Genomic DNA, 21,198 nt, shown 5'->3' with positions numbered 1-21,198 from the left:
ACATGTCCCGGATCAAGACGTTCAACCTGCCCGACCTGGGCGAGGGGCTGACCGAGGGCGAGATCCTGGCCTGGCTGGTCAAGGTCGGCGACACCATCGAACTGAACCAGCCGATCGTCGAGGTCGAGACGGCCAAGGCGGCGGTGGAGATCCCGGCGAAGTGGGCCGGGCAGGTGCAGGCGATCCACCACCCGGAGGGCACCACTGTCGAGGTCGGTACGCCGATCATCGCGATCGACACCGACCCCGGTGCCGGCCCGCTTGAGGCACCGTCGACCACGGCCACGCCCAGCGGTGACCTGCCCACCCCGTCGGCTGCCTCGCTGGCGGCGGTAGAGGTCGCGCCGGCCGAGGGCATGGTCGAGCCGGGCCTGATCGGCGGTGCCGCCCCGGGCGGACGGACGGCGGTGCTCGTCGGCTACGGCCCGCGTACCACCGCCGCGAAGCGCCGGCCCCGCAAGGGCGCCGTCCCGGCGCAGGCCGAGACGCCTGTCGCGCCGGCACCGGTCGCACCGCAGCCGGTCGCGCCGCAGCCGGTCCGTAACGGGCACGCCGGTACGGCGACGGGCGCGCTCGTGCTGGCCAAGCCGCCGGTCCGCAAGCTCGCCAAGGACCTCGGCGTCGACCTGAGCACGCTGACCGGGTCGGGGCCGCTGGGCTCGATCACCCGCGAGGACGTACAGCAGGCCGCGAGCGGGTCCGTGGCGGCGGCCGAGCCGGTCGCGGTCACCTCGACCGCGACGAGCGCCGCGAGCTTCGGCGCCGACCGTGAGCAGCGCATCCCGGTCAAGGGCGTCCGCAAGCTCACCGCCGAGAACATGTCCCGCTCGGCGTTCACCGCCCCGCACGTGACGGAGTTCCTGACCGTCGACGTGACCCGGGCGATGAAGGCGCTGGAGCGCCTGCGGGGCCGGCGGGAGTGGCGTGACGTCCGGGTCTCGCCGCTGCTGCTGGTGGCGAAGGCGGTGCTGCTGGCGGTCAAGCGTCACCCGATGGTCAACTCGACCTGGGCCGGCGACGAGATCGTCGTCAAGGAGTACGTCAACCTCGGCATCGCGGCGGCCACCGAGCGCGGCCTGATCGTGCCGAACGTGAAGGACGCCGGGCGGCTCTCACTGCGGGAGCTTGCCGACGCGCTGAACGGCCTGGTGCAGACGGCGAAGTCCGGCCGCACCTCGCCCGCCGACATGTCCGGCGGCACCCTGACCATCACCAACGTCGGGGTGTTCGGGGTGGACACCGGCACGCCGATCCTGCCGCCGGGCGAGTCGGCGATCCTGGCCTTCGGCGCGGTGCGGGAGATGCCGTGGGTGCACAAGGGCAAGGTCAAGGCGCGGCAGGTCACCACGCTCGGGCTGAGCTTCGACCACCGGATCATCGACGGTGAGCTGGGCTCGAAGTTCCTGCGCGACATCGGCGACTTCCTCGCCGACCCCGAGGCGGCGCTGCTCGCCTGGACCTGACCGGTCCGAGACGCCAGCCACGGCCGGTGTGCCACGGGTTAACGCCCGGCACACCGGCCGTGTCCGTTGGGCGACGGAACCGTCGGTCACGAGCCCCGTTGACCTTTGATTGTTAGGCAGGTGTCTCAGCTCACCTAATAATCGATGGAAGTTGGCCGGCTCTTGCTGTTGAATAGACGCATCAGGGGCCGACAACCGAATACGCCAGGGGGACCCACCAATGAGCATGATCGAGCGAATCCGCAACCACCGCGACGCCAACCGCCGCGCCCGTGCCATCGAGCACGCGCTGCGCTCGGCCAACTCGCCGGCCGTTCGCGAGGAACTCCTCGTCATCGCCCAGCGTCACATGAGCTGACGCTCCACGACATTCCTCATCTCCTCCAGATCGATGGCCCACCCGGCTCACCGGGTGGGCCATCGGCGTTCCGCCAGCACCTGACACCGGGATTCCGCCCTGCCGCAGCGCCCGGTACGGTGGGCTTCGGTCGCCGCCCGCCGGCCCGGCCGACGCCGAGCCGATAGAAGCTGCTCGACACCACCCGGCGACGGGGAGTGACGACCGGTGCTCCTTGGACGCCTCGTGCGGCCACCGGATACGGTGCGGGGAGCCGGCACGGCGGTACGCCGGTGACGCCGGCAGCCATGCCGAGGAGACCGATCGGCACCGGCGGCCGACATGTGATGGAGGAGGCGCACCCATGACGTCCGAGGGCCCGCACCGCCCCGGCCAGGAGCCGGACGAGGTGTCACCGGGCGCCGGCGGACCGGCGTCGTACGGCGACCGCCCGGCGCAGCCGGACAACGGCTACAACGCCGCCGGCCCCGAAATGGGCTGGGCGCCCCCGCCACCCGCCCGACCGAACCCGTCCGCCCCGGCCTGGGCCACCCAGCCCGAGCAGCAGCCGAACCCCGCCTGGGGCGCCGCCGCCGCACCGCCGCCGAGCGACCCGACGCAGCCCGCGTGGGCCACCGGCGGTGGCACCCCGGAGCAGGGGCAGCCCGCCGCGTGGACTCCCCCGCAGCAGGGCTGGACGCCGCCCGAGCAGGCCGCACCCGCCTGGTCCGCTGCTCCCGCCGAGCAGCCCGACTGGGCGCAGGCCCAGCCGGCCGCCCGGGGTGCCGCGCAGGTGCCCCCGGCCACCGCCGCATGGCCCGCCGTCCAGGACGACCCGTCCCGCTCCGGCGGATGGGCCGCCGGCGCGGCGCAGGCCAACCCACCCGCCGGTGAGTGGCACGCCGAACCGGCGCAGCCCGCCGGCCGAGCCGAGGCACCCGGCCCGCAGGACGACCCGTCCGGTTCCGGTGGCTGGGCCGTCGGCGCCGCCGCGCGGGAGGACCAGCCCGTCTGGACGCCGGCCGAGCAGGCCCCGCAGACCTGGGGCCAGCCCGTCGGGCAGTCCGAGCAGCCGTCCCCCGCCTGGGGGCAGGCCGAGTCGGCCGGCGCCCGTGGCGCGGCGCAGGTCCCGGCGACGAACTGGCCCCCGCAGGAGGAGGCCCCGCAGCCCGCCGCCTGGGGTGGCGCCGAGGGCCGCCCGCAGCAGCCGGACTGGGTGCTCGCCCCGCAGGACCAGCCGGCCGAGCGTCCGCAACCGACCGCATGGCCCCAGGCCGAGCAGGCCGGCCCCGCGACCGCCCGGGCCAGCGTCAGCGTGCCCGGCAGCGACGCGACCCCCGGCTGGGCCGCCGCCGGTCCGGACAATCCGGTGCAGGCCAACCCTGGCGCCGCGGAGGTTCAGCCGTGGGCGCCGGGCGAGGTGTGGGGCCGCGCCGAGGCGGAAGCCTCCGCCCAGTCGCGAGGTGGCTGGGACGCCGACCGGGCCGACGAGCCGCCGATCTACCAGCCCGCGCCCGCGCCGGGCATCTCGCCCGCCAACGCGGTGCCGCTGCCCCCGCAGGAGCAGCGCGTACCGGGCGCCAGCCTCGCCGCCGCCCCGCCGGCCGACTACGCGCCGTCGACGCAGTACCCCCCGATCCCCGAACAGCCGGCGTACGCCGAGCGGGAGACCCCGGACGCCGCCGCACCGTACGAGGCCGAGCCGGCCGGCTGGGGCCGGGCCGAGGACGCCTCGGCGAGCGCCGCAGCCGTGCCTGCTCCGCGTACCTCCCCGGAGGCGGGGGCCGGCCGCGCTGTCGTACCGGTCTCGGACGCCGAGTCGGCCGCCAGCGCGGCGAGCCGCGCCTCGGCGAGCGCCTCGGTGCCGCTGGCCAGCCGGGTGATGCCCCCGACCGACCAGGCCATGCGGCCGACCAGCACCGCCACCCCACAACCCCGGGTGTACGGCCGACCGGCCCGACCCGAGCCGGACAACGAGCCGGAGCAGGCGGCCCCGGAGGCGTTCCCGGCCGACCCGGGTCCCGAGCGTCCGGGCACGCCCGAGTGGCAGCAGGACGCCGGCCGCCAGGGCGCACCCGACTGGCAGCAGGCCCCCGAGCGCCAGGCCACACCCGACTGGCAGCAGGACGCCGGCCGCCAGGGCGACTGGCAGCAGGCCCCGGAGCGCCCGGCCACACCCGACTGGCAGCAGGCGCCGGAGCGTCAGGGCCCGCCGGACTGGCAGAACGGGCCGGACCGGCAGGGCTTCCCCGGCTGGGGCGACGACTCACCGTCCGAGCCGCAGTTCGACGACCGGGAACGGTCGTCGACGCCGGGTGGGTTCGGCGAGCCCCCCTCGGCTGCTGCCGCGCCGCCGGCGTTCCCACCCGGTGTGCCGTCCTTCGTCGACGCGCCCGGCAACAACCGGCCGGTGAACGGGGTACGGCCGCAGTCCGGCGGTGAGCGCCCGGCCGACCGCTTCGGGGCACCGGCCGCAGGCACCGCCTCGGTGAGCGGCGCGCCGGGCTTCGGCGGGCCGGCCGTCGAGCAGGCGCCGGGTGGTCAGTTCCCGGCCTTCCCGCCGCCGCAGCAGCCGGTGCCGACCTGGGGCCAGGAGTCCACCGAGTCGGACCAGGGCCGGTTCGACGCGTTCAAGCCGGACGCGGAGGAGCCCAAGGCGGAGCTTCCGGTGCCGAAGGTGCGCAACGGTCGGGTCCTGGCCGCGGTGTTGATCGCCGCCGTGCTCATCCTGGCGGTGCCGCTCGGCCTGCTGATGCTGCTCGGCAAGTTCGGTGGCGGGGACGACTCACCGGCCTTCGACCCGGCGGTCGGCACCTGCGTGAAGCAGGTCGGCCAGGGCGCCTCGGCGGTGGACTGCGGCGAGGCGGGCGCGTTCACGATCGTCTCCAAGGTTGACGCGAAGGACAAGTGCGCCGACCCGGCCCAGCCCCACGTGGTGCTGCCCGGCGAGGGCACCAACCGGGTGCTCTGCCTCAAGCCGGCCACCAAGTAGACCCACCGACGGCGGGGCCACGGGCAACCGTGGCCCCGCCGTTTCGTGTCCGCCTGGCCGGTTTCCTTGATCGATGGCGGCTGAGCAACTAGACACGCCGAGCATCGCCTTGCTGAGCTGCCATCGATCGCCTGGCTGACAGCTCTGTCGCCCGGGTCACGGCGGGCGGGCCCGCGAGGCGTGGCAGGCTGACAGGCATGGGAACGACAGCGCGCGTACGGGCACCCGAACTGCGGGGCCGGCAGTGGCTCAACACCGGCGGCAAGGACCTGACCCTGCAGGATCTGCGCGGCAAGATCGTCCTCGCTGATTTCTGGACCTTCTGCTGCATCAACTGCCTGCACGTGCTCGACGAGCTGCGGCCGCTGGAGGAGAAGTACGGCGACGTGCTCGTCGTGATCGGCGTGCACTCGCCGAAGTTCGAGCACGAGAAGGACGCCGACGCGCTGGTCGCCGCCGTCGAGCGGTACGGCGTGCACCACCCCGTACTCGATGATCCCGAGCTGGACATGTGGCAGCAGTACGCGGCCCGGGCCTGGCCGACCCTGTCGGTGATCGACCCCGAGGGTTACGTGGTGGCCACCATGGCCGGCGAGGGTCACGCCGAGGGGCTGGCCCGACTGATCGACGAGCTGATCGCCACCCACGAGGCCAAGGGCACCCTGCACCGGGGCACCGGTCCGTACGTCCCGCCGCCGGCCCCGGAGACGGCGTTGCGCTTCCCGGGCAAGGCGGTGCTGCTGCCGGACGGCAACCTGCTGGTCTCGGACTCGGCGCGGCACTCCCTGGTCGAGGTGGCCCCGGACGGCGAGACGCCGGTGCGCCGCATCGGCTCGGGCGAGCGGGGTCGGGCCGACGGACCGGCCGCCGCGGCGACGTTCTCCGAGCCGCAGGGTCTCTGCCTGCTGCCCACGCACGTCGCCGAGGTGGCCGGGTACGACCTGGTGGTCGCCGACACCGTCAACCACCTGCTGCGCGGCGTACGGCTGGAGTCCGGCGAGGTGGTCACCGTGGCCGGCAGCGGCCGGCAGTGGCGTGCCTCGGTCGACGACCACGCGCACGACGCGCTTGCCGTGGACCTGTCCTCACCGTGGGACCTGGCCTGGTACGACGACAAACTGATCATCGCGATGGCGGGCATCCACCAGCTCTGGTGGTTCGACCCGATCAAGCGGACCGCCGGCATGTACGCGGGCACCACGGTGGAGGCGCTACGCGACGGCCCGCTGGCCGAGGCGTGGATGGCGCAGCCGTCGGGGCTGTCCGTCTCCGCCGACGGCGTCCGGCTCTGGATCGCCGACAGCGAGACCAGCGCCGTCCGGTACGTCGAGAATGGGGTGTTGGGCACCGCCGTCGGGCAGGGGCTCTTCGACTTCGGGCACGTTGACGGGCCGGCCGAGTCGGCGCTGCTCCAGCACCCGCTGGGGGTGTGCGCGCTGCCGGACGGCTCGGTGCTGATCGCGGACACCTACAACGGCGCGGTGCGCCGCTTCGACCCGGCCACCGGCCAGGTGTCCACGGTCGCGGACGGGCTGGCCGAGCCGAGTGACCTGGTGCTCACCCCGGCCGGTGAGGTGCTCGTGGTGGAGTCCGCCGCGCACCGCCTGACCCGGCTGGCGCCCGGTGCGCTGTCGGCGGCCGGTGCGAGCACCGTGGACGGCCCCCGGCACCGCACCGAGCGGAAGCCGACCGACGTGGCGGCGGGCGAGGTGAGGTTGGACATCGTCTTCACGCCCGCGCCGGGGCAGAAGCTGGACGAGACGTACGGGCCGTCGACCCGGCTGGTGGTCTCCGCGTCCCCACCGGAGCTGCTGCTGGAGGGCGCCGGCACCGGCACCGAGCTGTCCCGTCGGCTGGTGCTCAACAGCGAGGCGACCGGCGGGGTGCTACAGGTGACCGCGCAGGCGGCGACCTGCGACGCGGACGTCGAGCACGCGGCCTGCCACCTGACCCGGCAGGACTGGGGTGTCCCGGTGCGGGTGGTCGACGGCGCGGCGTCCCGGCTTCCGCTGGTCCTGCGCGGCCTCGACGGCTGACCGGCGCAGCGGCCTCGACGCCTGACCGGCCCAGCGGCCTCGACGCCTGACCGCCGCAGCGGCCTCGACGGCTAGGCGGCGAACGGGGCGAGCGGGACGTCGGCGTCGATCAGGGAGGCGCGGACCAGCTCGGTGGCGGAGACCGCCCCCGGTGTGTCCCCGTGGACGCAGATCGACTCCACCGGGCAGGGGATCACGGTCCCGTCGACCGCCACGACGGTCCGTTCGGTGGCCATCCGTACCGCCCGGGTGGCCACCTCCTCCGGATCGGTGATCAGCGCGCCGGGTGCGCCGCGCGGCACCAGCGACCCGTTGGGCAGGTAGCCGCGGTCGGCGAAGGCCTCGGCGACCACGGGCAGGCCCGCGCCGACGGCGAGTTGGGCGAGCGTCGAGCCGGGCATGCAGAGCACAGGCATTTCGGGGTCGTGGCCGCTGACGGCGGCGACCACCGCCGCCGCCTGGGACTCGTCGGTGGCGGCCGCGTGGTAGAGCGCCCCGTGCGGCTTGAGGTAGCGGACCCGGGTGCGGAAGAGCCGGCAGAAGGCGTCCAGCGCGCCCAACTGATAGGTGATCTCGTCGCGCAGCTCGGCGAAGTCGTACGCGATGCGCCGCCGGCCGAAGCCGGCCAGGTCGCGGTAGCCGACCTGCGCACCCACCGCGACGCCGCGCTTCGCCGCGCCCTCGCAGACCCGCCGCATGGTGGACGGGTCACCGCCGTGGAAGCCACAGGCCACGTTGGCGGAGGTCACCAGGGCCAGCAGCGCGTCGTCGTCACCGAGACGCCAGATGCCGAATCCTTCGCCCAGGTCAGCGTTGAGGTCCATGAAACCTGACGGTAGTACCTGGCCGGGCCTGCGCGAGCGGGGTCACGTCGGTGACCACCCCGATGACCGGGTAACCGCCGGTGGTCGGATGATCGGCGAGGAAGATCAGGGGTTGGCCGTCCGCCGGCACCTGGACCGCGCCGAGCACGATGCCCTCGCTGGGCAGTTCGCCGGCGACCGCGCGGGGCAGGGCCGCGCCCGCGAGCCGCGCGCCGACCCGGTTGCTGACCGGGCTGACGGTGTACGCGGTGCCGAACAGCAGGTCGAGCGCGCCCGGGGTGAACCAGTCGTCGCGAGGGCCGAGGCGCACGGTCAGGCGCAGTTCCGACGCGGGTGGCGGGCCGACTGTCACGTCCACCGGCGCGGGTTGGGCCAGCGGCACGCCGAGCGGCAGCCGGTCGCCGTCGCGCAACACGGGTGGACCGAGCCCGGCGAGGGTGTCGGTGGCGCGGCTCCCGAGCACCGGCGACACGTCGATCCCACCGGCCACGGCGAGCCAACTCCGTACGCCCCGCCGGGCGGGGCCGACGCGCAGCACGGTCCCGGCCGGCACGGTGAGCGGACGACCGGTGTCGCCCGGACGATCCCCGGCCCGGACCGCCACCTCGGCGCCGGTGATCGCCACGGTGGCGGCCTGGGTCAGCCGCAGCGTGCAGCCGGTAAGCGTGATCTCCAGGCCGGCCGCCTGCTCGGGGTTGCCGACCAGCCGGTTGGCGAGCCGCAGGGCGGTCGGGTCGAGGGCCCCGGAACGGGGTACGCCGAGGTGCGCCCAGCCGGGTCGGCCCAGGTCCTGCACTGTGGTGAGCGCGCCCGCGCGGAGCACCTCGATCTCGGCGGGGCGGGTCACGTCGCCACCAATCGGACGCGGGTTCCGGGGCCGAGCCGGGCGGGCGGGTCGCCGTCGACGTCGAAGAGGGGCAGGTCGGTCCGCCCGACCAGCAGCCAGCCGCCGGGGGACGCGCTCGGGTAGATGCCGGCGTACGGGCCGGCCAGGGCGACCGAGCCGGCCGGCACCCGGGGGCGGGGAGTGGGCAGCCGGGGCAGCGCCAGGTCGGCGGGGAGCCCGGTCAGGTACGGAAAGCCGGGGGCGAACCCGCAGAACGCGACAAGGAACCGGGTGCCGGTCAGCCGGCGCAGCACGGCCGGCACGTCGACGCCCCAGTGCTCGGCGACGAGGGGCAGGTCCGGCCCGTCGAACTCGACCGGAACGAGGATCTCCCCGCCGTGGCCGGCGCCGTCCGCGGCGATTCCGCCGCCAGTGATCGTGTCGCCGCGGGCCGTCTCGTCGCCGCGGGCCGTCTCGTCGCCGCGGGCCGTGTCGCCGCCGCGGGCCGTGTCGCCGCCGTCGCCGCCGCGGGCCGTGTCGTCGCCGTCGCCGCCGCGGGCCGTGTCGTCGCCGCCGGCGCCGGCCGGGATGCCGTCGGGGGCCGGGGTGCCATCGCGCGCAGTGGCGGCAGCAGTGGCTGCGGCGGCTGCGGTCACCGCCGGCGTCCAGCGGAACAACAGGTCGGCGGTGGCGGCGGGGTCGGGCAGGCCGTCGAGCAGGACGGTCCGGGCCGCCGGCACGATCTCGACGGCGCTCAGGTCACCCTGCTCGCGGCGGCGCCACAACTCGGCCCGCCACGCTTCGACCAGGGCCGCCTCGGGGATGTCGGCCGGGGCGGTGCAGTCGAGCAGCAGGGCGTGCGTACCGGCGGGTCGGATCCGCATCCGCTCATCCTCGCCGATGCCGTGCCGGCGCGGTGTTCACGGTGACGGTGCTCGGTGTCACCGGCCTGACTACTTGAAAGTAACCTACGGTGCCGTAACCTGATCTCGTGACCACCTCCGCCCCGCTTCGTCTGAAGCCGGTCGACATCGGCAAACCCCGGATGCGCGGCTGGCTGCACACGTACGCCTTCTTCGTCGCCGTGGTCTGCGGGATCGTGCTCTGCTCGATCGCCGCCACCCGACCGGGCTGGGCACCCCTGGTGAGCTGCGTCATCTACAGCCTGACGGTCTGCGGGCTGTTCGGCACGAGCGCCCTGTACCACCGTCGCGTGTGGTCCGAGCGCGGCTACCAGGTGATGCGCCGGATGGACCACTGCATGATCTTCGTGTTCATCGCCGGCACGTACACCCCGCTCTGCGTCATGCTGCTCTCGACCCGGCAGGCCACCCTGATGCTTGCCCTGGTCTGGGGTGGCGCACTTGCCGGTGTGGCGCTCAAGGTGATCTGGCCGCACGCGCCGCGCTGGGTCTCCGCGCCGCTCTACCTGGCGCTCGGGTGGGTGGCGGTGGCCATGCTGCCGCAGATCCTGCACGGCGGCGGCGTGGCGGCGCTGGTGCTGTTGATCGTCGGCGGGGCCATCTACAGCGTCGGCGCGGTCTTCTACGCGCTGCGTCGTCCCAACCCGTGGCCCGCCGTCTTCGGCCACCACGAGTTCTTCCACGCGTGCACGCTGCTGGCGGCGCTGTGCCACCACATCGCGATCTACTTCGCACTGTTCGCCTGAGGCGGACCCCCACACACGCGAGCCGGGGCCCCGCCACGCTGCGGGACCCCGGAGTGTGCGCGTGCGGGATCAGACCGGGCGGCCCGGTCGACGCACCTCGCGGTACTCCTGCATGACCTGGTCGCCCTGGACCGGCACCACCCGGTCGGCCACCACGCGGTCCTCGCGGACCGGGGCGGCGACCGCCGTGCGGCGGCGGCTGTTCCAGAAGTAGAGGGTGGTGAGCAGGCCGGCGACGCCGGCGAGCATCAACACCCAGCCGACCACGGTCAGGTCCAGCCAACCCAGGTCGGCTTCCACGGCGAACGCGAAAATCGCGCCCAGCGCGATCAGGAAGATGCTGCCACCAATGCCCATGTCTCGCTCCTCGGCTCTAACCTGGCGTACGACCCGCCGCGGCCGTTGGTAGGGGGTGCGGCATCCCTGGACTTACCCCGGCAGGGAGATCGCCAATCGGGCAAGCTGGTGGCATGACGGACAGCCACGCCGAGACGCGGACACTGGTGTTGCTCCGGCACGCGAAGGCCGAACAGGGCGACGAGGGCACGGACGACGCCGAGCGCGCGCTCAGCGCCCGCGGGGAGGCCGACGCGGCAGCGGCCGGCGCTTGGTTGGCCCACCACGATCTGCTGCCCGACGTGGTGATCTGCTCGACCGCCCGGCGCACCCGACAGACCTGGCACGGGGTGGCGATGGGGATGGCCGGTTCGCCGCCGGAGGGTGGGCCGACGGGTCCTCGCCCGACCGTCCGCTACGAGCCCGGCGCGTACGACGCCCACCCCGAAGAGCTGCTGGCACTGGTCCGCACCGCCGATCCGACGGCTCGGGTCGTGCTGCTGATCGCCCACAATCCGGGCGTCTCGTTGCTGTCCGCGTTTCTCGACCCGGAGACGGCGGACGAGGAGGGTCTACGGACCGCCGAGCTGGCGGTGCACCGCGGCGCGGCCACCTGGACGGAGTGGGGGCGAGGCGGGGCACCTGTCGCGCAGCGGCACACGGCACGCGGCTGAGCCACCCGCCGGGCGCGACGGGTGGCTCAGGCGTAGGTGCTCAGCCGTACGTGGTCGGGTGTGCGCGGGTCAGGACGGTGGCGCGGTCGGCGGCGGCGGGTCCGGCGGCGGTGGCATCATCGCCGTCGGATGAGACAGCCGGTTCTCCTCCACGATGAGGGTCCGGGCCCGCTTGCGCCGGTCCTGCCAGAACCACAGGGTGGTCAGCAGCACGGCCAGCCCGGCCAGGATGAACACCCAGCCGACCGCGCGCAGGTCTATCCACCAGACGTTGGCCCTGATCGCGAACGTCATGATCGCGCCGAGCGCGATGAGAAAGATGCCGCTTCCTACACCCATGTGCGCTGCACTCCCCCGTGCGGTGGCTCTGGGCGTTCCCTTTCGAGGTCACGCGACGGTTACCCGCCACGTCGCCTACCTACCCGACCCGGCTCGCCCAATGCCCCAGCTTCGCGCCGACCGCGGCTGGTCCGACAAACGGCACTCTTGGGCGTTTTCGCCGTCCCCGACGGCAGGGGCCACTCTGCCGCGCCCCCTTTGCACTGCTTCAACCCACGCAACAGAAACGACGCAAACCGTTGCGTGGGTTGAAGCAGTGCAAAGGGACCGGGTCAAGGCAGGCCGGCGCCGGTCAGGCCGGGGCTCCGGGCAGGCCGACGCCGGACAGGTCGCGGGGCGCCGGGCAGGTCAGGGCCGGGCAGGCCGACGCCGGGCAGGCCGGGGCGCCGGGCAGGCCGGGGCGCCGGGCAGGCCGGGGCGCCGGGCAGGTAAGGGCCGAGCCGGGCGTGCATCGTCGGCTGCGCTGTCCGCGCGAGGACGGCGACGGCCGACGGACAGGTGCCCGTCGGCCGTCGGTGCAGGTACCGGGTGGTGCGACCCGGAACCTTCAGGTGTGCCGTGGCACGGTCAGAAGGCCTCCTCCGGGAGGTCCATGATGTCGAGGTCGGCGCCCTCGATGATCCGCCGGTCGGCGCCGATGCGCGGCAGCACCTCGCGTGCGAAGAATCGGGCGGCGGCCACCTTGCCGGTGTAGAACGCCTTGTCGGTGGCGGAGACGTCGCCGGCCAGCGCCTTGAGGGCGACGTCGGCCTGCTTCTGCAGCAGCCAACCGACGACCAGGTCACCGATGGCCAGCAGGAACCGCCGGCTGCTCAGGCCGACCTTGTAGAGCGCGCGGGTGTCGCCGCCCTGCGCCTCGCCCAGCCAGCCGGTCAGCACGCCGACGATGTTCTGGATCTCGGCGAGCGCCTTGCCGAGCGCCTGCCGCTCCTCCTTGAGCTGACCGTTGCCGGCCTCGGAGGAGATGAACTCCTGGATCTCGCCGGAGACCGCGAGCAGCGCCCTGCCGTTGTCCCGGACGATCTTGCGGAAGATCAGGTCCAGGCTCTGGATGGCCGTGGTGCCCTCGTACAGGGTGTCGATCTTGGCGTCCCGGACGTACTGCTCGAGCGGGTAGTCCTGGAGGAAGCCGGAGCCGCCGAAGGTCTGCAGGGCCTCGTGGCCGAGCAGCTCGTACGCCCGCTCCGAGCCGACGCCCTTGACCAGCGGCAGGAGCAGGTCGTTGACCCGCTTGGCCAGCTTGGTGGCCTTCTCGTCGCCGGCAGCCTCGGCCAGCGCGATCTTGTCCTGCCAGGTGGCGGTGTAGAGGACCAGAGCGCGAAGACCCTCGGCGTACGACTTCTGCAGCAGCAGCGAGCGGCGCACGTCCGGGTGGTGGGTGATGGTGACCCGCGGGGCGGTCTTGTCCGCCTGCTGGATCAGGTCGGCGCCCTGTACCCGGTTCTTCGCGTACTCCAGGGCGTTGAGGTAGCCGGTGGAGAGGGTGGCGATCGCCTTGGTGCCGACCATCATCCGGGCGTACTCGATGATCATGAACATCTGCCGGATGCCGTCGTGCTTGTCGCCCAGCAGCCAGCCCTTGGCGGGTACGCCGTGCTCGCCGAAGGTCACCTCGCAGGTGTTGGAGACCTTCAGGCCCATCTTGTGCTCGACGTTCGTCGCGTAGACGCCGTTGCGCTCGCCCAGCTCGCCGGTGGTCTCGTCGAAGTGGAACTTGGGCACCACGAAGAGGGACAGGCCCTTGGTGCCGGGGCCACCGACGCCCTCCACGCCCACCGGGCGGGCCAGCACGTAGTGGACGATGTTGTCGCTCAGGTCGTGCTCGCCCGAGGTGATGAACCGCTTGACGCCCTCGATGTGCCAGGTGCCGTCGGGCTGCTGGATGGCGCGGGTGCGGCCGGCGCCCACGTCCGAGCCGGCGTCCGGCTCGGTGAGCACCATCGTGGAGCCCCACTGCTTGTCGATGAAGAGCTTGGCCCAGCCCTTCTGCCGCTCGTTGCCCTCGACGTGCAGCACGTGCGCGAAGGACGGGCCGGAGGCGTACATCCAGACCGGCGCATTCGAGCCGAGCACCAGCTCGGCGAGGGCCCACCAGAGAGCGCGGGGCGCGTTGGTGCCGCCCAGCGCGGGCGGCAGGTCCAGCCGCCAGAACTCGGAGTCCATGAACGCCTGGTAGGACTTCTTGAACGACTCCGGAAGCGGCGCGGTGTGCGTGGCCGGGTCGAAGACGGGCGGGTTGCGGTCGCTGTCCGTGTAGCTTGCGGCCAGGTCCTCGCGGGCGAGGCGGTCCACCTCGGCGAGGAAGCTCCGGGCGGTGTCGGTGTCGAGGTCCGAGTACGGCTCCTGGCCGAACGCCCGGTCCGCCCCGAAGACCTCGAACAGGTTGAACTCGAGGTCCCGGAGGTTGCTCTTGTAGTGGGTCATGCTCGCTGGCCCCGCTTCCGGACAGGTGTTACCGATCAGTAACCCCGACTGTATTACTCGCGGGTAGGCAGCGACAAGCCGATCACGTAAGTGACGGCGATTACACAGTTTCGCGCCGCCGTCCCGCTCAGCTCTCGGAGGCGCCGACCTCCCAGCTCGGCACGGCCGACGTCGCGCCCGTGCGGGCACCGACGTACTCCATCAGGACCAGGGCGATGTCGTCGTCCAGGTGCCCGTGCACCCACTCGACGAGGGCCGTCTCCAGCGAGGCGAGCCCGTCGGCGACCGTGCCGTGCCCGAGCAGCCGCCACGCCCGGTCGGCCGTGGGGAAGAACTCACCGTCCCGCCGGGCCTCGCCGAGACCGTCGGTGAACAGCAGCAGGCGGTCGCCGGGCTCCAGGCGCTCCACGCGGGGGCGCACCACAGGCATGAACCCGAGGGGCGGCGCCGGTGCCGGCGGCTCCAGCGGGATCACCTTGCCCCGGCGCAACAGCAGTGGCGACGGGTGTCCGCAGTTGACGATCGTGAGCGTCCCGCCCCGCTCCTCCACGAGCGCGGCGGTCACGAAGTCCTCGTCGCCGACGTTGCGGGCCACCGCGCGGTCCAGGTCGGCGACGACGGCGCGCAGGTCGGCGCGCTCATAGGCCACGTGCCGGTAGGAGCCGAGGACGATGCTGGCCAACCGGACCGCGTCCAGGCCCTTGCCGCGGACGTCACCGATGATCATGCGGACGCCGTACGGGGTGTCGATCGCCTCGTACAGGTCGCCGCCGATCTCGGCTCTGGCGGTGGAGGAGATGTAGCGGCCGGCGACCGAGAGCATGCCGACCTGCGGCCCGAGCGGGCGCAGGACCGCCTGCTGGGCCACCGAGGCCAGCTTGGTGAGCTCGGCGAGTTGCTCCGCCTGCCGCTGGCGTATCGAGGCCACCGCCACGGCCAGCCCGCTCGCGAGCGCGACGCCGATCACGTTGACCGAGGTCACCAGCATCATCTTCGGGTCGACCAGGGCGAAGCCCACCCCGATCAGGGTCGCCACGGCACCGACACCGAGCACCACCCGCCAGGCAGCCAGGGCGGCGGCCAGGAGCGGGGCGGCCACCAGGAGCGCGACGTAGTGCGCCCGACGGCCGTCGGCCACCTCCAGGCCCGAGACGATCGCGAGCAGGACGAGGGCCGCGCCGAGGCCGGCGCGGGATCCGGGGCTCAGCGGGCTACGGCCCGACTGGAGGAGTCGCGTGGGTACGAGGGACAGCATGCCTGATCCACGTGAACCGGTGAATGAACCTGGCCCGTCGTCTGAGGATGTTCTGTCCGGCCGGCCAAGGCTCGCGGCCGGATCGACGCTCCCGGCTGCGCTCAGCCGAGCACCTCGTAGCGGACGGTGAGCGCACCCACGTCGGTCGAGGCGATGGTCGCGAAGGCGGCGCGGGACAGGTCCAGGCAGCGACCGTCGATGAACGGGCCACGGTCGTTGATCCGTACGACGACCGACTTGCCGCTGCTCGGGTTGGTCACCCGGACCCTCGTGTTGAACGGCAGCGTCTTGTGCGCCGCGGTCAGCTCGTTCGGGTTGAAGGACTCGCCGTTGGCGGTGAGCTGCCCGTCGGAGTAGAAGGAGGCGCCACACGAGCCGCTCTCCAGCACCTTCGCCGCCGCGGTGGTCTTCTTCGCGGTCGGGCGCGGCTTCGGCGCCTCGGTGCGGGCCTTGCCCCGGGAGGCGGCCTGCGCCGACCGGCTGGCGGACGGGCTGGCCGTCGCGCTCGGCGAGGCGCTGGCACTGGCGCTCGGGGAGGCGGTCGGGGAGCTGGGGGCGAGGCTGGCGGGGGTGGTCGGGGTGAGGTCGAGAGCCGCCTGGCCCGACTGCTCGGCGCCCGAGGTCAGCTGGACGGCGCCGACGGTGCCGCCGACGGCGAGGGCGACGCCGACCGCCGCGGTGGCCACGATGCCCGCCGGAGAGGAGAAGATGCGGGTACGGGAGTGCCTGCCTACCACCGGCCGGTCCTTTCGTCGATTGAACAAACCGGATCGGACCGTAACGAGAGAAGCACTTCCGAAGTCAACGTGATCATGGTGTTATGCCCGTATTTGCCATAGTACGTGTAGCCGATCATCCGAGCCCGGGTGGGTCGACCGGCCCGGGTGCGGAGGCACCGAGCACCCGTGCCGCACGATGGACCGATGCCCGCTGAGCTGACCGAACGCCTGGCCGCCCTGTTCCGGTGGATCGACCCCGGCCCCGACGCCAGCCATCTGGTCAGCGACATCTCCGGCTGGTGGCGCGACCCCACAGTGCTGGCCGAACTGGGACCGGCCCTGGTGGCGCCGTACCGGGCCGCCCGCCCGACAGTGGTGCTCTCCCCGGCGGTCACCGGCCTGCTGCTCGGGCCACTTGCCGCCACCGCCCTCGGGGTCGGTTTCGTGGCCGCGCACAAGCCCGGCGACGGACGGTTGCCGGCCGGCCCGCTCACCTGGGCGCAGAGCCCGCCGGACTACCGGGGCCGGCAGGTCGACCTTGCCGTCCGGGACCGGCACCTCGGCCCCGGAGACCGCGTCCTGGTGGTCGACGACTGGGTACGCACCGGCGCACAACTGCACGCCCTCTACGACATCTGCGCCAGGCGCGGCGCGCAGGTGCTCGGCACCGCGGTGGTGGCCGTCGACTGCCCGCCCGAGACCGCCACCGCACTGCAGATCACCGGCCTCATCGCCGGCAAGGATCTGCCCACTTGACCTGAAGCCCGCTTCACCTTCGACGATCGATGCATGAGCGACGGGATCCTCGACGAGGCGTACGACCGGCTGCACCGAACCGGCCCCGAATACGAGGGCTGGCTCTCCAACCACGGCCCGATGGCCGTCGAGGCGCTGGCCCGGCACGGCCACGAGCAGCGGGTGCACCGCTGGCTGGACGACTACCTCACCCGACTCGACGAACTGCCGCGCGGGCTGCGACCGATCGACGACTGGCGGGCCGCGCTGGGCGACGCGAAGCGGGCCGGTGACTGGCTGGCGTACTTCGACAGGCACCTGCGCGAGCAGCCGTGGCGGGTCGTACTCGGCACCTGGTGGCCCCGCCTGCTGCCCGGCATCGCCGCCGGCGCCACGCACGGGGTGATCCGGGTCGGGCACGCCGTACGCGCCCTGCACCTGCACGACGAGAGCCCGCAACGGCTCACCGAGCTGGGTCAGGCGCTCGGCTACTGGGCCGCTCGCTGGCAGCCGGTGCCCGGCGCCGACCGCCTGCTCGCCACCGCCACGTCGGACCCGCCCGCGGCGCAACCGGACACCACGGGACCGGACGTGGTCGCCGCGCTGGCCGGGCTGCCCCGGATCGACCACCAGACCGGGGGCATCCGGGAGCGGCTGGGCCGGCTGGTGGACGTACCCCGATGGGAACCGGCGCTCGCGGCGCTGCACCCGGCGCGGACGCCGACCGAGGCGGAGGCCGGGCTCGGCACGCTGGTACACCGCGCCGGCCTCGACTACCTGCGCTTCGGGCACGCCGCGCCGGTCATGCTGGTGCACGCGGTCACCGCGCCGACCGCCGTGCTGCGTACCCTGCCGGCACTGGACCGGGCGCTGTGGGCGCCGAGCCTCGCCGCGGCCTGGGCCGCGACGGCGGCCGTGACCTCGGTGTACGCCCCGACCGACGGGATCGCGTCGGCATCGGTGACCGCCGCGACCCCGGCGGAGGCCTTCGCCCGCGCGGCCCGACACGGCGACGCCCACGTGGTCAAGCTCGCCGACGCGGTCCTCGACGCGCACGCCGCCAGCGGGGATCGGCGGCTGCTCGACGCCGCGGGCTACGCCGCGCAGCTGATCTGAGCAGCACCGCACGAATTACCACGACGACGCCGGCCACGCTGGCCTAGCCTCGGCAGGATGTGGCCTCGGATCGGTGCTCTGCGCACGCTCGCCCTCGGCACCCCCGGCGAACTGCGGGCGACCCTGAACACCCTGGTGCTGGCCGGCGTGAAGACCGCGACGGCGGGCCGGCTCGCCGAGTACGCGGAAGAGGGCGAGGAGCTGGAGCAGGTAGGCGAACGGCTCGTGCTTGTCGACGACAACGACGCGCTGGCCGGCGTCGTGGAGATCACCGGAGTCGAGGTGGTCCGCTTCGGCGACGTGCCCTGGGAGTTCGCTCGCGCCGAGGGCGAGGGAGACCGCTCGATCGAGGAGTGGCGGGCCGGGCACTCGGCCTACTGGGCGCGGCTCGGCACCCCGGTCGACGACGACACCCCGATCGTCTGCCTGCGCCTGCGGCTGGTCTCCGGTGGCGAGGGCGGCGTCGCCAGCGGCGATCTCGGTACCTGATCTCGTGGCCGCCGGCGCCTGGCCCGCTGCTTGGCGTACTACCTCAGGCGCGCAGCTCGGGCCTGGCCGCCGCTTGGCGTGCTGCCTCAGGCGCGCAGCTCGGGCAGGAGTCGCGTCGCCACGTCGGCCAGGACGGCCTCGTCGCCCGCGTACCAACTGCCCGCACGCGGCCAGTGCGTCACCACGTCGGTGAAGCCGAGCTCGGCGGCCCGGCCGACCTGGTCGGCGAAGAACTGCGCGCTGCTGAGCGAGAACACCGGCGCCGCGTCCATCGACAGGTAGCGGTCCAGCGTCGCCGGGTCACGGCCGGCCTCGTCCAGCGTCCGGTCCATCCGCTCCGACAGCGCCGACACGGTGCCCCACCAGCCCTCCACGTCGTCGGCTTCGGTGCCGGTGGTCACCCAACCCTGACCGAACCGGGCCACCAGCCGCATCGACCGTGGACCGTTCGCGGCGACCACGAACGGCACCCGGGGCTGCTGCACACAGCCGGGGTTGTTGCGGGCGTCCACCGCGGCGAACCACTCACCGCGCCACGTCGTGCCGTCGTCCCGCAGGATCAGGTCCAGCAGCTCGGTGAACTCGGCGAACCGGTCGACCCGCTGCCGTGGCGGCAACGTCTCACCGCCCAGCACCGCCGAGTCGAAGCCGATGCCACCCGCGCCCAGCCCCAGCAGCAGCCGGCCGTCCGAGACGTCGTCCACAGTGGTGATCTGCCGGGCGAACGCGGCCGGGTGCCGGAAGTTCGGCGACGCCACGAGCGTCCCCAGCCGGATCCGGGACGTCACCGTCGCAGCGGCGGTCAGCGTGGCCATCGAGTCGAACCACGGGCCGTCGACCAGGTCCCGCCAGCCCAGATGGTCGTACGTCCAGGCGTGGTCGAAGCCCCACTCGTCGGCCTGCCGCCAGCGACGCTGCGACTCGGCCCAACGCTGGTCCGGCAGGATCACGATGCCAATCCGCATGATCGCCAGCCTAGTCGCGCCCGATACACCCGCACTGCGAGCACGGCGGGCTTCAACCACTGATCCTGGCCGCCTTCCTCATCCTGACCGGCATCGGTCTGCGGATCGAGGCGGCGATCGTCGAACGCAGGCCGTAGTCCTCTGCACGTGACCCACGTCACAAGTGGTTGCGGTAGGGGCGTCCTGATCGGTTCCGACCTCTCTGCGAGCAGACACCCGCTGGGTGCCGCCCGAGAAGAGGGAAGTAGCGACATGACGAAGGTGACCGCACAGCTGTCGGTGTCGGTGGACGGGTTCTACGCCGGCCCGTTGTTCGACGGCGACGGCGACTGGATGGACTCGGCCGAGAGCGCCGGCTTCTTCCGGGTCACCCGCTGGGCGACCGACGCGATGGCGTGGCGCGAGCGACAGGGCTTCGCCGGAGGCGAGCAGGACGCCAACTCCGACGTGATCGCCGAGACGTTCGGCGCCGCAGGCGCGTACGTCATGGGTCGCCGGATGGCCGACGGCGGCGAGGTGCCCTGGGGCGAGGAGCCGCCGTTCCGCGCGCCGGTCTTCGTCGTCACGCACCGACCCCGCGAGACCCTGCGGCGCGGCGGTGGCACCAGCTTCACCTACGTCACCGACGGCGTGGCCAGCGCCGTCGAGCAGGCGCGCGCGGCGGCCGGCGGCCGGAACGTGGCCGTGGCCGGAGGCGGCAGCCTCGTGCGACAGGTGCTCAAGGCCGGGCTGCTCGACGAGTTGGAGCTGCACGTCGTGCCGGTAGTGCTCGGCACCGGCCTGCGGCTGCTCGACGCGGACCTCGACCTCGGCGACAAGGAGGCCATCGAGCTGACGCCGACCCGGGTCATCCCCACACCGCAGGTCACCCACATTCGGTACGAGGTGAGCGGTCGCGCCCCCCTCGTGCTCGACGACCGGGGCAGTGGCGGCGGCCCGACGACGACCACGAACTGAAGGAGACGCAATGCCGCAGCTGTTGCGAGTGCAGTGTTTCAACGTTTCCCGGGACGGGTTCGGCACCGGAGAGGGGCAGAGCCTGGAACGGCCCTTCGGCCACGCGGACCCCACCGCGCTGTTCTCCTGGCGTTCGGCCACCGCCAGCTTCGTGTACCGCACCGAGCCGGGCGGCACTCGCGGCCTGGACGACTACCTGACCCGTGACGCCGAGTGCAACATCGGCGCGGAGATCATGGGTCGCAACAAGTTCGGCCCGCAGCGTGGCCCCTGGGAGAACCACGAGTGGCAGGGCTGGTGGGGGGACAACCCGCCGTTCCACACGCCGGTCTTCGTGCTCACCCACCACGTACGCCCGTCGTTCACCCTGTCCGACACCACGTTCCACTTCCTCGACACCAGCCCGGCCGAGGCGCTGGCCCAGGCGAAGCAGGCAGCGGGCGCCCGGGACGTACGCCTGGGTGGTGGGGTGGCCACCATCCGCGCGTTCCTCGATGCCGGCCTGGTCGACACGATGCACATCGCCGTCGCGCCCGTCGACCTCCACCGGGGCGAGCGATTGTGGGACAGCCACACCGAGCTGCTCGACCGCTTCCACCTGGAGTCGGTGCCCAGCCCCAGCGGAGTCACCCATCTCCTGTTCTGGAGACGATGACCGCCCCTACAGGCGGGACAGCACCAGCAGCCGGTTGCCGTCCGGGTCGGTGACCCGGGCGGACCGCTCACCCCAGGGCTGGTCCACCGGCTCCTCGGTGACCGTCGCGCCGCCCGCACGCAGTGCGTGCACGGCCGTGTCGCAGTCGTCGGCGTACACGCACAACTCCCAGCGGCGCGAGAGGGCAGGGTCGCCGGCGTGCGGGTCGGCAGCCAGGCCCAGCTCACTGCTACCGAGTCGCAGGGCTACGAACTCCGGCTCGCCGTCCTCGGGAAATCGGTAGGTCAGCTCGAAGCCCACGACATCCCGGTAGAACGCGATCAGCCGCGGCAGGTCGGGCGTCGTCACGATGGGAAAAGCCTCGGTGAACAAACGACCACCTCCTGG

General features: G+C 73.3%; 21 protein-coding genes. 11 read left to right on the top strand and 10 right to left on the bottom strand.

Annotated elements, in window-relative coordinates:
* Positions 1 to 2: 2 nt before the first annotated feature.
* The 4 genes from MILUP08_RS01730 to MILUP08_RS01720 all read left to right on the top strand — a co-directional run bounded on the left by MILUP08_RS01730 (position 3) and on the right by MILUP08_RS01720 (position 6,828).
* On the top strand, positions 3 to 1,463 hold the full coding sequence (locus MILUP08_RS01730) for a dihydrolipoamide acetyltransferase family protein (RefSeq protein ID WP_039907132.1): 1,461 nt from the start codon (positions 3 to 5) through the stop codon (positions 1,461 to 1,463).
* Positions 1,464 to 1,683: 220 nt separating this feature from the next.
* Positions 1,684 to 1,821 (top strand): hypothetical protein, encoded by a 138-nt coding sequence (locus MILUP08_RS35735; protein ID WP_007454215.1) that lies wholly within the window; start codon positions 1,684 to 1,686, stop codon positions 1,819 to 1,821.
* Between the two features lie 343 nt (positions 1,822 to 2,164).
* Positions 2,165 to 4,792, top strand: coding sequence for an LppU/SCO3897 family protein (locus tag MILUP08_RS01725; RefSeq protein ID WP_007454214.1), 2,628 nt, complete (start codon positions 2,165 to 2,167; stop codon positions 4,790 to 4,792).
* A 197-nt stretch (positions 4,793 to 4,989) separates the two neighbouring features.
* The gene (locus MILUP08_RS01720; RefSeq protein ID WP_007454212.1) at positions 4,990 to 6,828 is read left to right on the top strand and encodes an NHL domain-containing thioredoxin family protein; all 1,839 of its coding nucleotides are present in this window, start codon (positions 4,990 to 4,992) and stop codon (positions 6,826 to 6,828) included.
* Between the two features lie 71 nt (positions 6,829 to 6,899).
* Here the strand turns inward: MILUP08_RS01720 and MILUP08_RS01715 are convergent, their stop codons facing one another.
* From MILUP08_RS01715 to MILUP08_RS01705, 3 genes are read right to left on the bottom strand one after another with little or no spacing between them, the layout of a single operon-like run.
* On the bottom strand, positions 6,900 to 7,652 hold the full coding sequence (locus MILUP08_RS01715) for a LamB/YcsF family protein (protein ID WP_007454210.1): 753 nt from the start codon (positions 7,650 to 7,652) through the stop codon (positions 6,900 to 6,902).
* Positions 7,636 to 8,499 (bottom strand): 5-oxoprolinase subunit C family protein, encoded by an 864-nt coding sequence (locus MILUP08_RS01710; RefSeq protein WP_007454208.1) that lies wholly within the window; start codon positions 8,497 to 8,499, stop codon positions 7,636 to 7,638. The genes MILUP08_RS01715 and MILUP08_RS01710 overlap by 17 nt, the downstream gene beginning before the upstream one ends.
* A complete protein-coding gene (locus tag MILUP08_RS01705; RefSeq protein ID WP_007454206.1) occupies positions 8,496 to 9,362 on the bottom strand; it encodes a carboxyltransferase domain-containing protein in 867 nt (288 codons plus the stop codon). The genes MILUP08_RS01710 and MILUP08_RS01705 overlap by 4 nt, the downstream gene beginning before the upstream one ends.
* 107 nt (positions 9,363 to 9,469) lie before the next feature.
* On the opposite strand from MILUP08_RS01705, the gene trhA reads away from it, so the two are divergent.
* Positions 9,470 to 10,147: a PAQR family membrane homeostasis protein TrhA gene (trhA, locus tag MILUP08_RS01700; RefSeq protein ID WP_007454204.1), complete on the top strand. Its 678-nt coding sequence runs from the start codon at positions 9,470 to 9,472 to the stop codon at positions 10,145 to 10,147.
* Positions 10,148 to 10,216: 69 nt separating this feature from the next.
* On the opposite strand, the gene MILUP08_RS01695 is transcribed toward trhA, so the two are convergent.
* Entirely contained in the window at positions 10,217 to 10,504 is a 288-nt protein-coding gene (locus MILUP08_RS01695; protein ID WP_007454202.1) for a DUF6458 family protein, read from the bottom strand.
* A 113-nt stretch (positions 10,505 to 10,617) separates the two neighbouring features.
* Here MILUP08_RS01695 and MILUP08_RS01690 point away from each other — a divergent pair, with 113 nt between their 5' ends.
* The gene (locus tag MILUP08_RS01690; RefSeq protein ID WP_007454199.1) at positions 10,618 to 11,157 is read left to right on the top strand and encodes a SixA phosphatase family protein; all 540 of its coding nucleotides are present in this window, start codon (positions 10,618 to 10,620) and stop codon (positions 11,155 to 11,157) included.
* Between the two features lie 69 nt (positions 11,158 to 11,226).
* Here MILUP08_RS01690 and MILUP08_RS01685 read toward each other — a convergent pair whose 3' ends face one another.
* The 4 genes from MILUP08_RS01685 to MILUP08_RS01670 form a co-directional block, all read right to left on the bottom strand.
* Positions 11,227 to 11,496 (bottom strand): DUF6458 family protein, encoded by a 270-nt coding sequence (locus MILUP08_RS01685; RefSeq protein WP_007454197.1) that lies wholly within the window; start codon positions 11,494 to 11,496, stop codon positions 11,227 to 11,229.
* A gap of 567 nt (positions 11,497 to 12,063) precedes the next feature.
* Entirely contained in the window at positions 12,064 to 13,920 is a 1,857-nt protein-coding gene (locus MILUP08_RS01680) for an acyl-CoA dehydrogenase (RefSeq protein ID WP_007454195.1), read from the bottom strand.
* A 127-nt stretch (positions 13,921 to 14,047) separates the two neighbouring features.
* The gene (locus tag MILUP08_RS01675) at positions 14,048 to 15,175 is read right to left on the bottom strand and encodes a PP2C family protein-serine/threonine phosphatase (RefSeq protein ID WP_007454193.1); all 1,128 of its coding nucleotides are present in this window, start codon (positions 15,173 to 15,175) and stop codon (positions 14,048 to 14,050) included.
* Between the two features lie 101 nt (positions 15,176 to 15,276).
* On the bottom strand, positions 15,277 to 15,912 hold the full coding sequence (locus tag MILUP08_RS01670) for a septal ring lytic transglycosylase RlpA family protein (protein ID WP_007454191.1): 636 nt from the start codon (positions 15,910 to 15,912) through the stop codon (positions 15,277 to 15,279).
* Positions 15,913 to 16,098: 186 nt separating this feature from the next.
* On the opposite strand from MILUP08_RS01670, the gene MILUP08_RS01665 reads away from it, so the two are divergent.
* From MILUP08_RS01665 to MILUP08_RS01655, 3 genes are read left to right on the top strand one after another with little or no spacing between them, the layout of a single operon-like run.
* The gene (locus tag MILUP08_RS01665) at positions 16,099 to 16,650 is read left to right on the top strand and encodes a phosphoribosyltransferase family protein (protein ID WP_007454190.1); all 552 of its coding nucleotides are present in this window, start codon (positions 16,099 to 16,101) and stop codon (positions 16,648 to 16,650) included.
* A gap of 33 nt (positions 16,651 to 16,683) precedes the next feature.
* Positions 16,684 to 17,745: a questin oxidase family protein gene (locus tag MILUP08_RS01660; protein WP_007454187.1), complete on the top strand. Its 1,062-nt coding sequence runs from the start codon at positions 16,684 to 16,686 to the stop codon at positions 17,743 to 17,745.
* A gap of 57 nt (positions 17,746 to 17,802) precedes the next feature.
* Positions 17,803 to 18,234: an ASCH domain-containing protein gene (locus MILUP08_RS01655; protein ID WP_007454185.1), complete on the top strand. Its 432-nt coding sequence runs from the start codon at positions 17,803 to 17,805 to the stop codon at positions 18,232 to 18,234.
* A gap of 86 nt (positions 18,235 to 18,320) precedes the next feature.
* On the opposite strand, the gene MILUP08_RS01650 is transcribed toward MILUP08_RS01655, so the two are convergent.
* Complete coding sequence (locus tag MILUP08_RS01650; RefSeq protein WP_007454183.1) at positions 18,321 to 19,199, bottom strand: LLM class flavin-dependent oxidoreductase; 879 nt, start codon at positions 19,197 to 19,199, stop codon at positions 18,321 to 18,323.
* A 252-nt stretch (positions 19,200 to 19,451) separates the two neighbouring features.
* On the opposite strand from MILUP08_RS01650, the gene MILUP08_RS01645 reads away from it, so the two are divergent.
* Together MILUP08_RS01645 and MILUP08_RS01640 are read left to right on the top strand one after the other, a co-directional pair.
* Positions 19,452 to 20,156, top strand: coding sequence for a dihydrofolate reductase family protein (locus MILUP08_RS01645; protein ID WP_007454181.1), 705 nt, complete (start codon positions 19,452 to 19,454; stop codon positions 20,154 to 20,156).
* Positions 20,157 to 20,166: 10 nt separating this feature from the next.
* Complete coding sequence (locus MILUP08_RS01640; protein WP_007454179.1) at positions 20,167 to 20,811, top strand: dihydrofolate reductase family protein; 645 nt, start codon at positions 20,167 to 20,169, stop codon at positions 20,809 to 20,811.
* Positions 20,812 to 20,817: 6 nt separating this feature from the next.
* On the opposite strand, the gene MILUP08_RS01635 is transcribed toward MILUP08_RS01640, so the two are convergent.
* Positions 20,818 to 21,159: a VOC family protein gene (locus MILUP08_RS01635; protein WP_237747020.1), complete on the bottom strand. Its 342-nt coding sequence runs from the start codon at positions 21,157 to 21,159 to the stop codon at positions 20,818 to 20,820.
* Positions 21,160 to 21,198 lie beyond the last annotated feature (39 nt).

This window comes from Micromonospora lupini str. Lupac 08 (assembly GCF_000297395.2).
GTDB lineage: Bacteria > Actinomycetota > Actinomycetes > Mycobacteriales > Micromonosporaceae > Micromonospora > Micromonospora lupini.
Note: the sequence above shows the minus strand (reverse complement) of the source record. Positions and strands in the feature narration are given on the sequence as shown.

Coding starts and splice junctions, on each gene's coding strand:
- MILUP08_RS01715 (WP_007454210.1), bottom strand. CDS start 7,652: ATGGACCTCAACGCTGACCTGGGCGAAGGATTCGGCATCTGGCGTCTC.
- MILUP08_RS01725 (WP_007454214.1), top strand. CDS start 2,165: ATGACGTCCGAGGGCCCGCACCGCCCCGGCCAGGAGCCGGACGAGGTG.
- MILUP08_RS01685 (WP_007454197.1), bottom strand. CDS start 11,496: ATGGGTGTAGGAAGCGGCATCTTTCTCATCGCGCTCGGCGCGATCATG.
- MILUP08_RS01645 (WP_007454181.1), top strand. CDS start 19,452: ATGACGAAGGTGACCGCACAGCTGTCGGTGTCGGTGGACGGGTTCTAC.
- MILUP08_RS01640 (WP_007454179.1), top strand. CDS start 20,167: ATGCCGCAGCTGTTGCGAGTGCAGTGTTTCAACGTTTCCCGGGACGGG.
- MILUP08_RS01650 (WP_007454183.1), bottom strand. CDS start 19,199: ATGCGGATTGGCATCGTGATCCTGCCGGACCAGCGTTGGGCCGAGTCG.
- MILUP08_RS01665 (WP_007454190.1), top strand. CDS start 16,099: ATGCCCGCTGAGCTGACCGAACGCCTGGCCGCCCTGTTCCGGTGGATC.
- MILUP08_RS01680 (WP_007454195.1), bottom strand. CDS start 13,920: ATGACCCACTACAAGAGCAACCTCCGGGACCTCGAGTTCAACCTGTTC.
- MILUP08_RS01705 (WP_007454206.1), bottom strand. CDS start 9,362: ATGCGGATCCGACCCGCCGGTACGCACGCCCTGCTGCTCGACTGCACC.
- MILUP08_RS01690 (WP_007454199.1), top strand. CDS start 10,618: ATGACGGACAGCCACGCCGAGACGCGGACACTGGTGTTGCTCCGGCAC.
- MILUP08_RS01730 (WP_039907132.1), top strand. CDS start 3: ATGTCCCGGATCAAGACGTTCAACCTGCCCGACCTGGGCGAGGGGCTG.
- MILUP08_RS01695 (WP_007454202.1), bottom strand. CDS start 10,504: ATGGGCATTGGTGGCAGCATCTTCCTGATCGCGCTGGGCGCGATTTTC.
- MILUP08_RS35735 (WP_007454215.1), top strand. CDS start 1,684: ATGAGCATGATCGAGCGAATCCGCAACCACCGCGACGCCAACCGCCGC.
- MILUP08_RS01720 (WP_007454212.1), top strand. CDS start 4,990: ATGGGAACGACAGCGCGCGTACGGGCACCCGAACTGCGGGGCCGGCAG.
- MILUP08_RS01660 (WP_007454187.1), top strand. CDS start 16,684: ATGAGCGACGGGATCCTCGACGAGGCGTACGACCGGCTGCACCGAACC.
- MILUP08_RS01675 (WP_007454193.1), bottom strand. CDS start 15,175: ATGCTGTCCCTCGTACCCACGCGACTCCTCCAGTCGGGCCGTAGCCCG.
- MILUP08_RS01655 (WP_007454185.1), top strand. CDS start 17,803: ATGTGGCCTCGGATCGGTGCTCTGCGCACGCTCGCCCTCGGCACCCCC.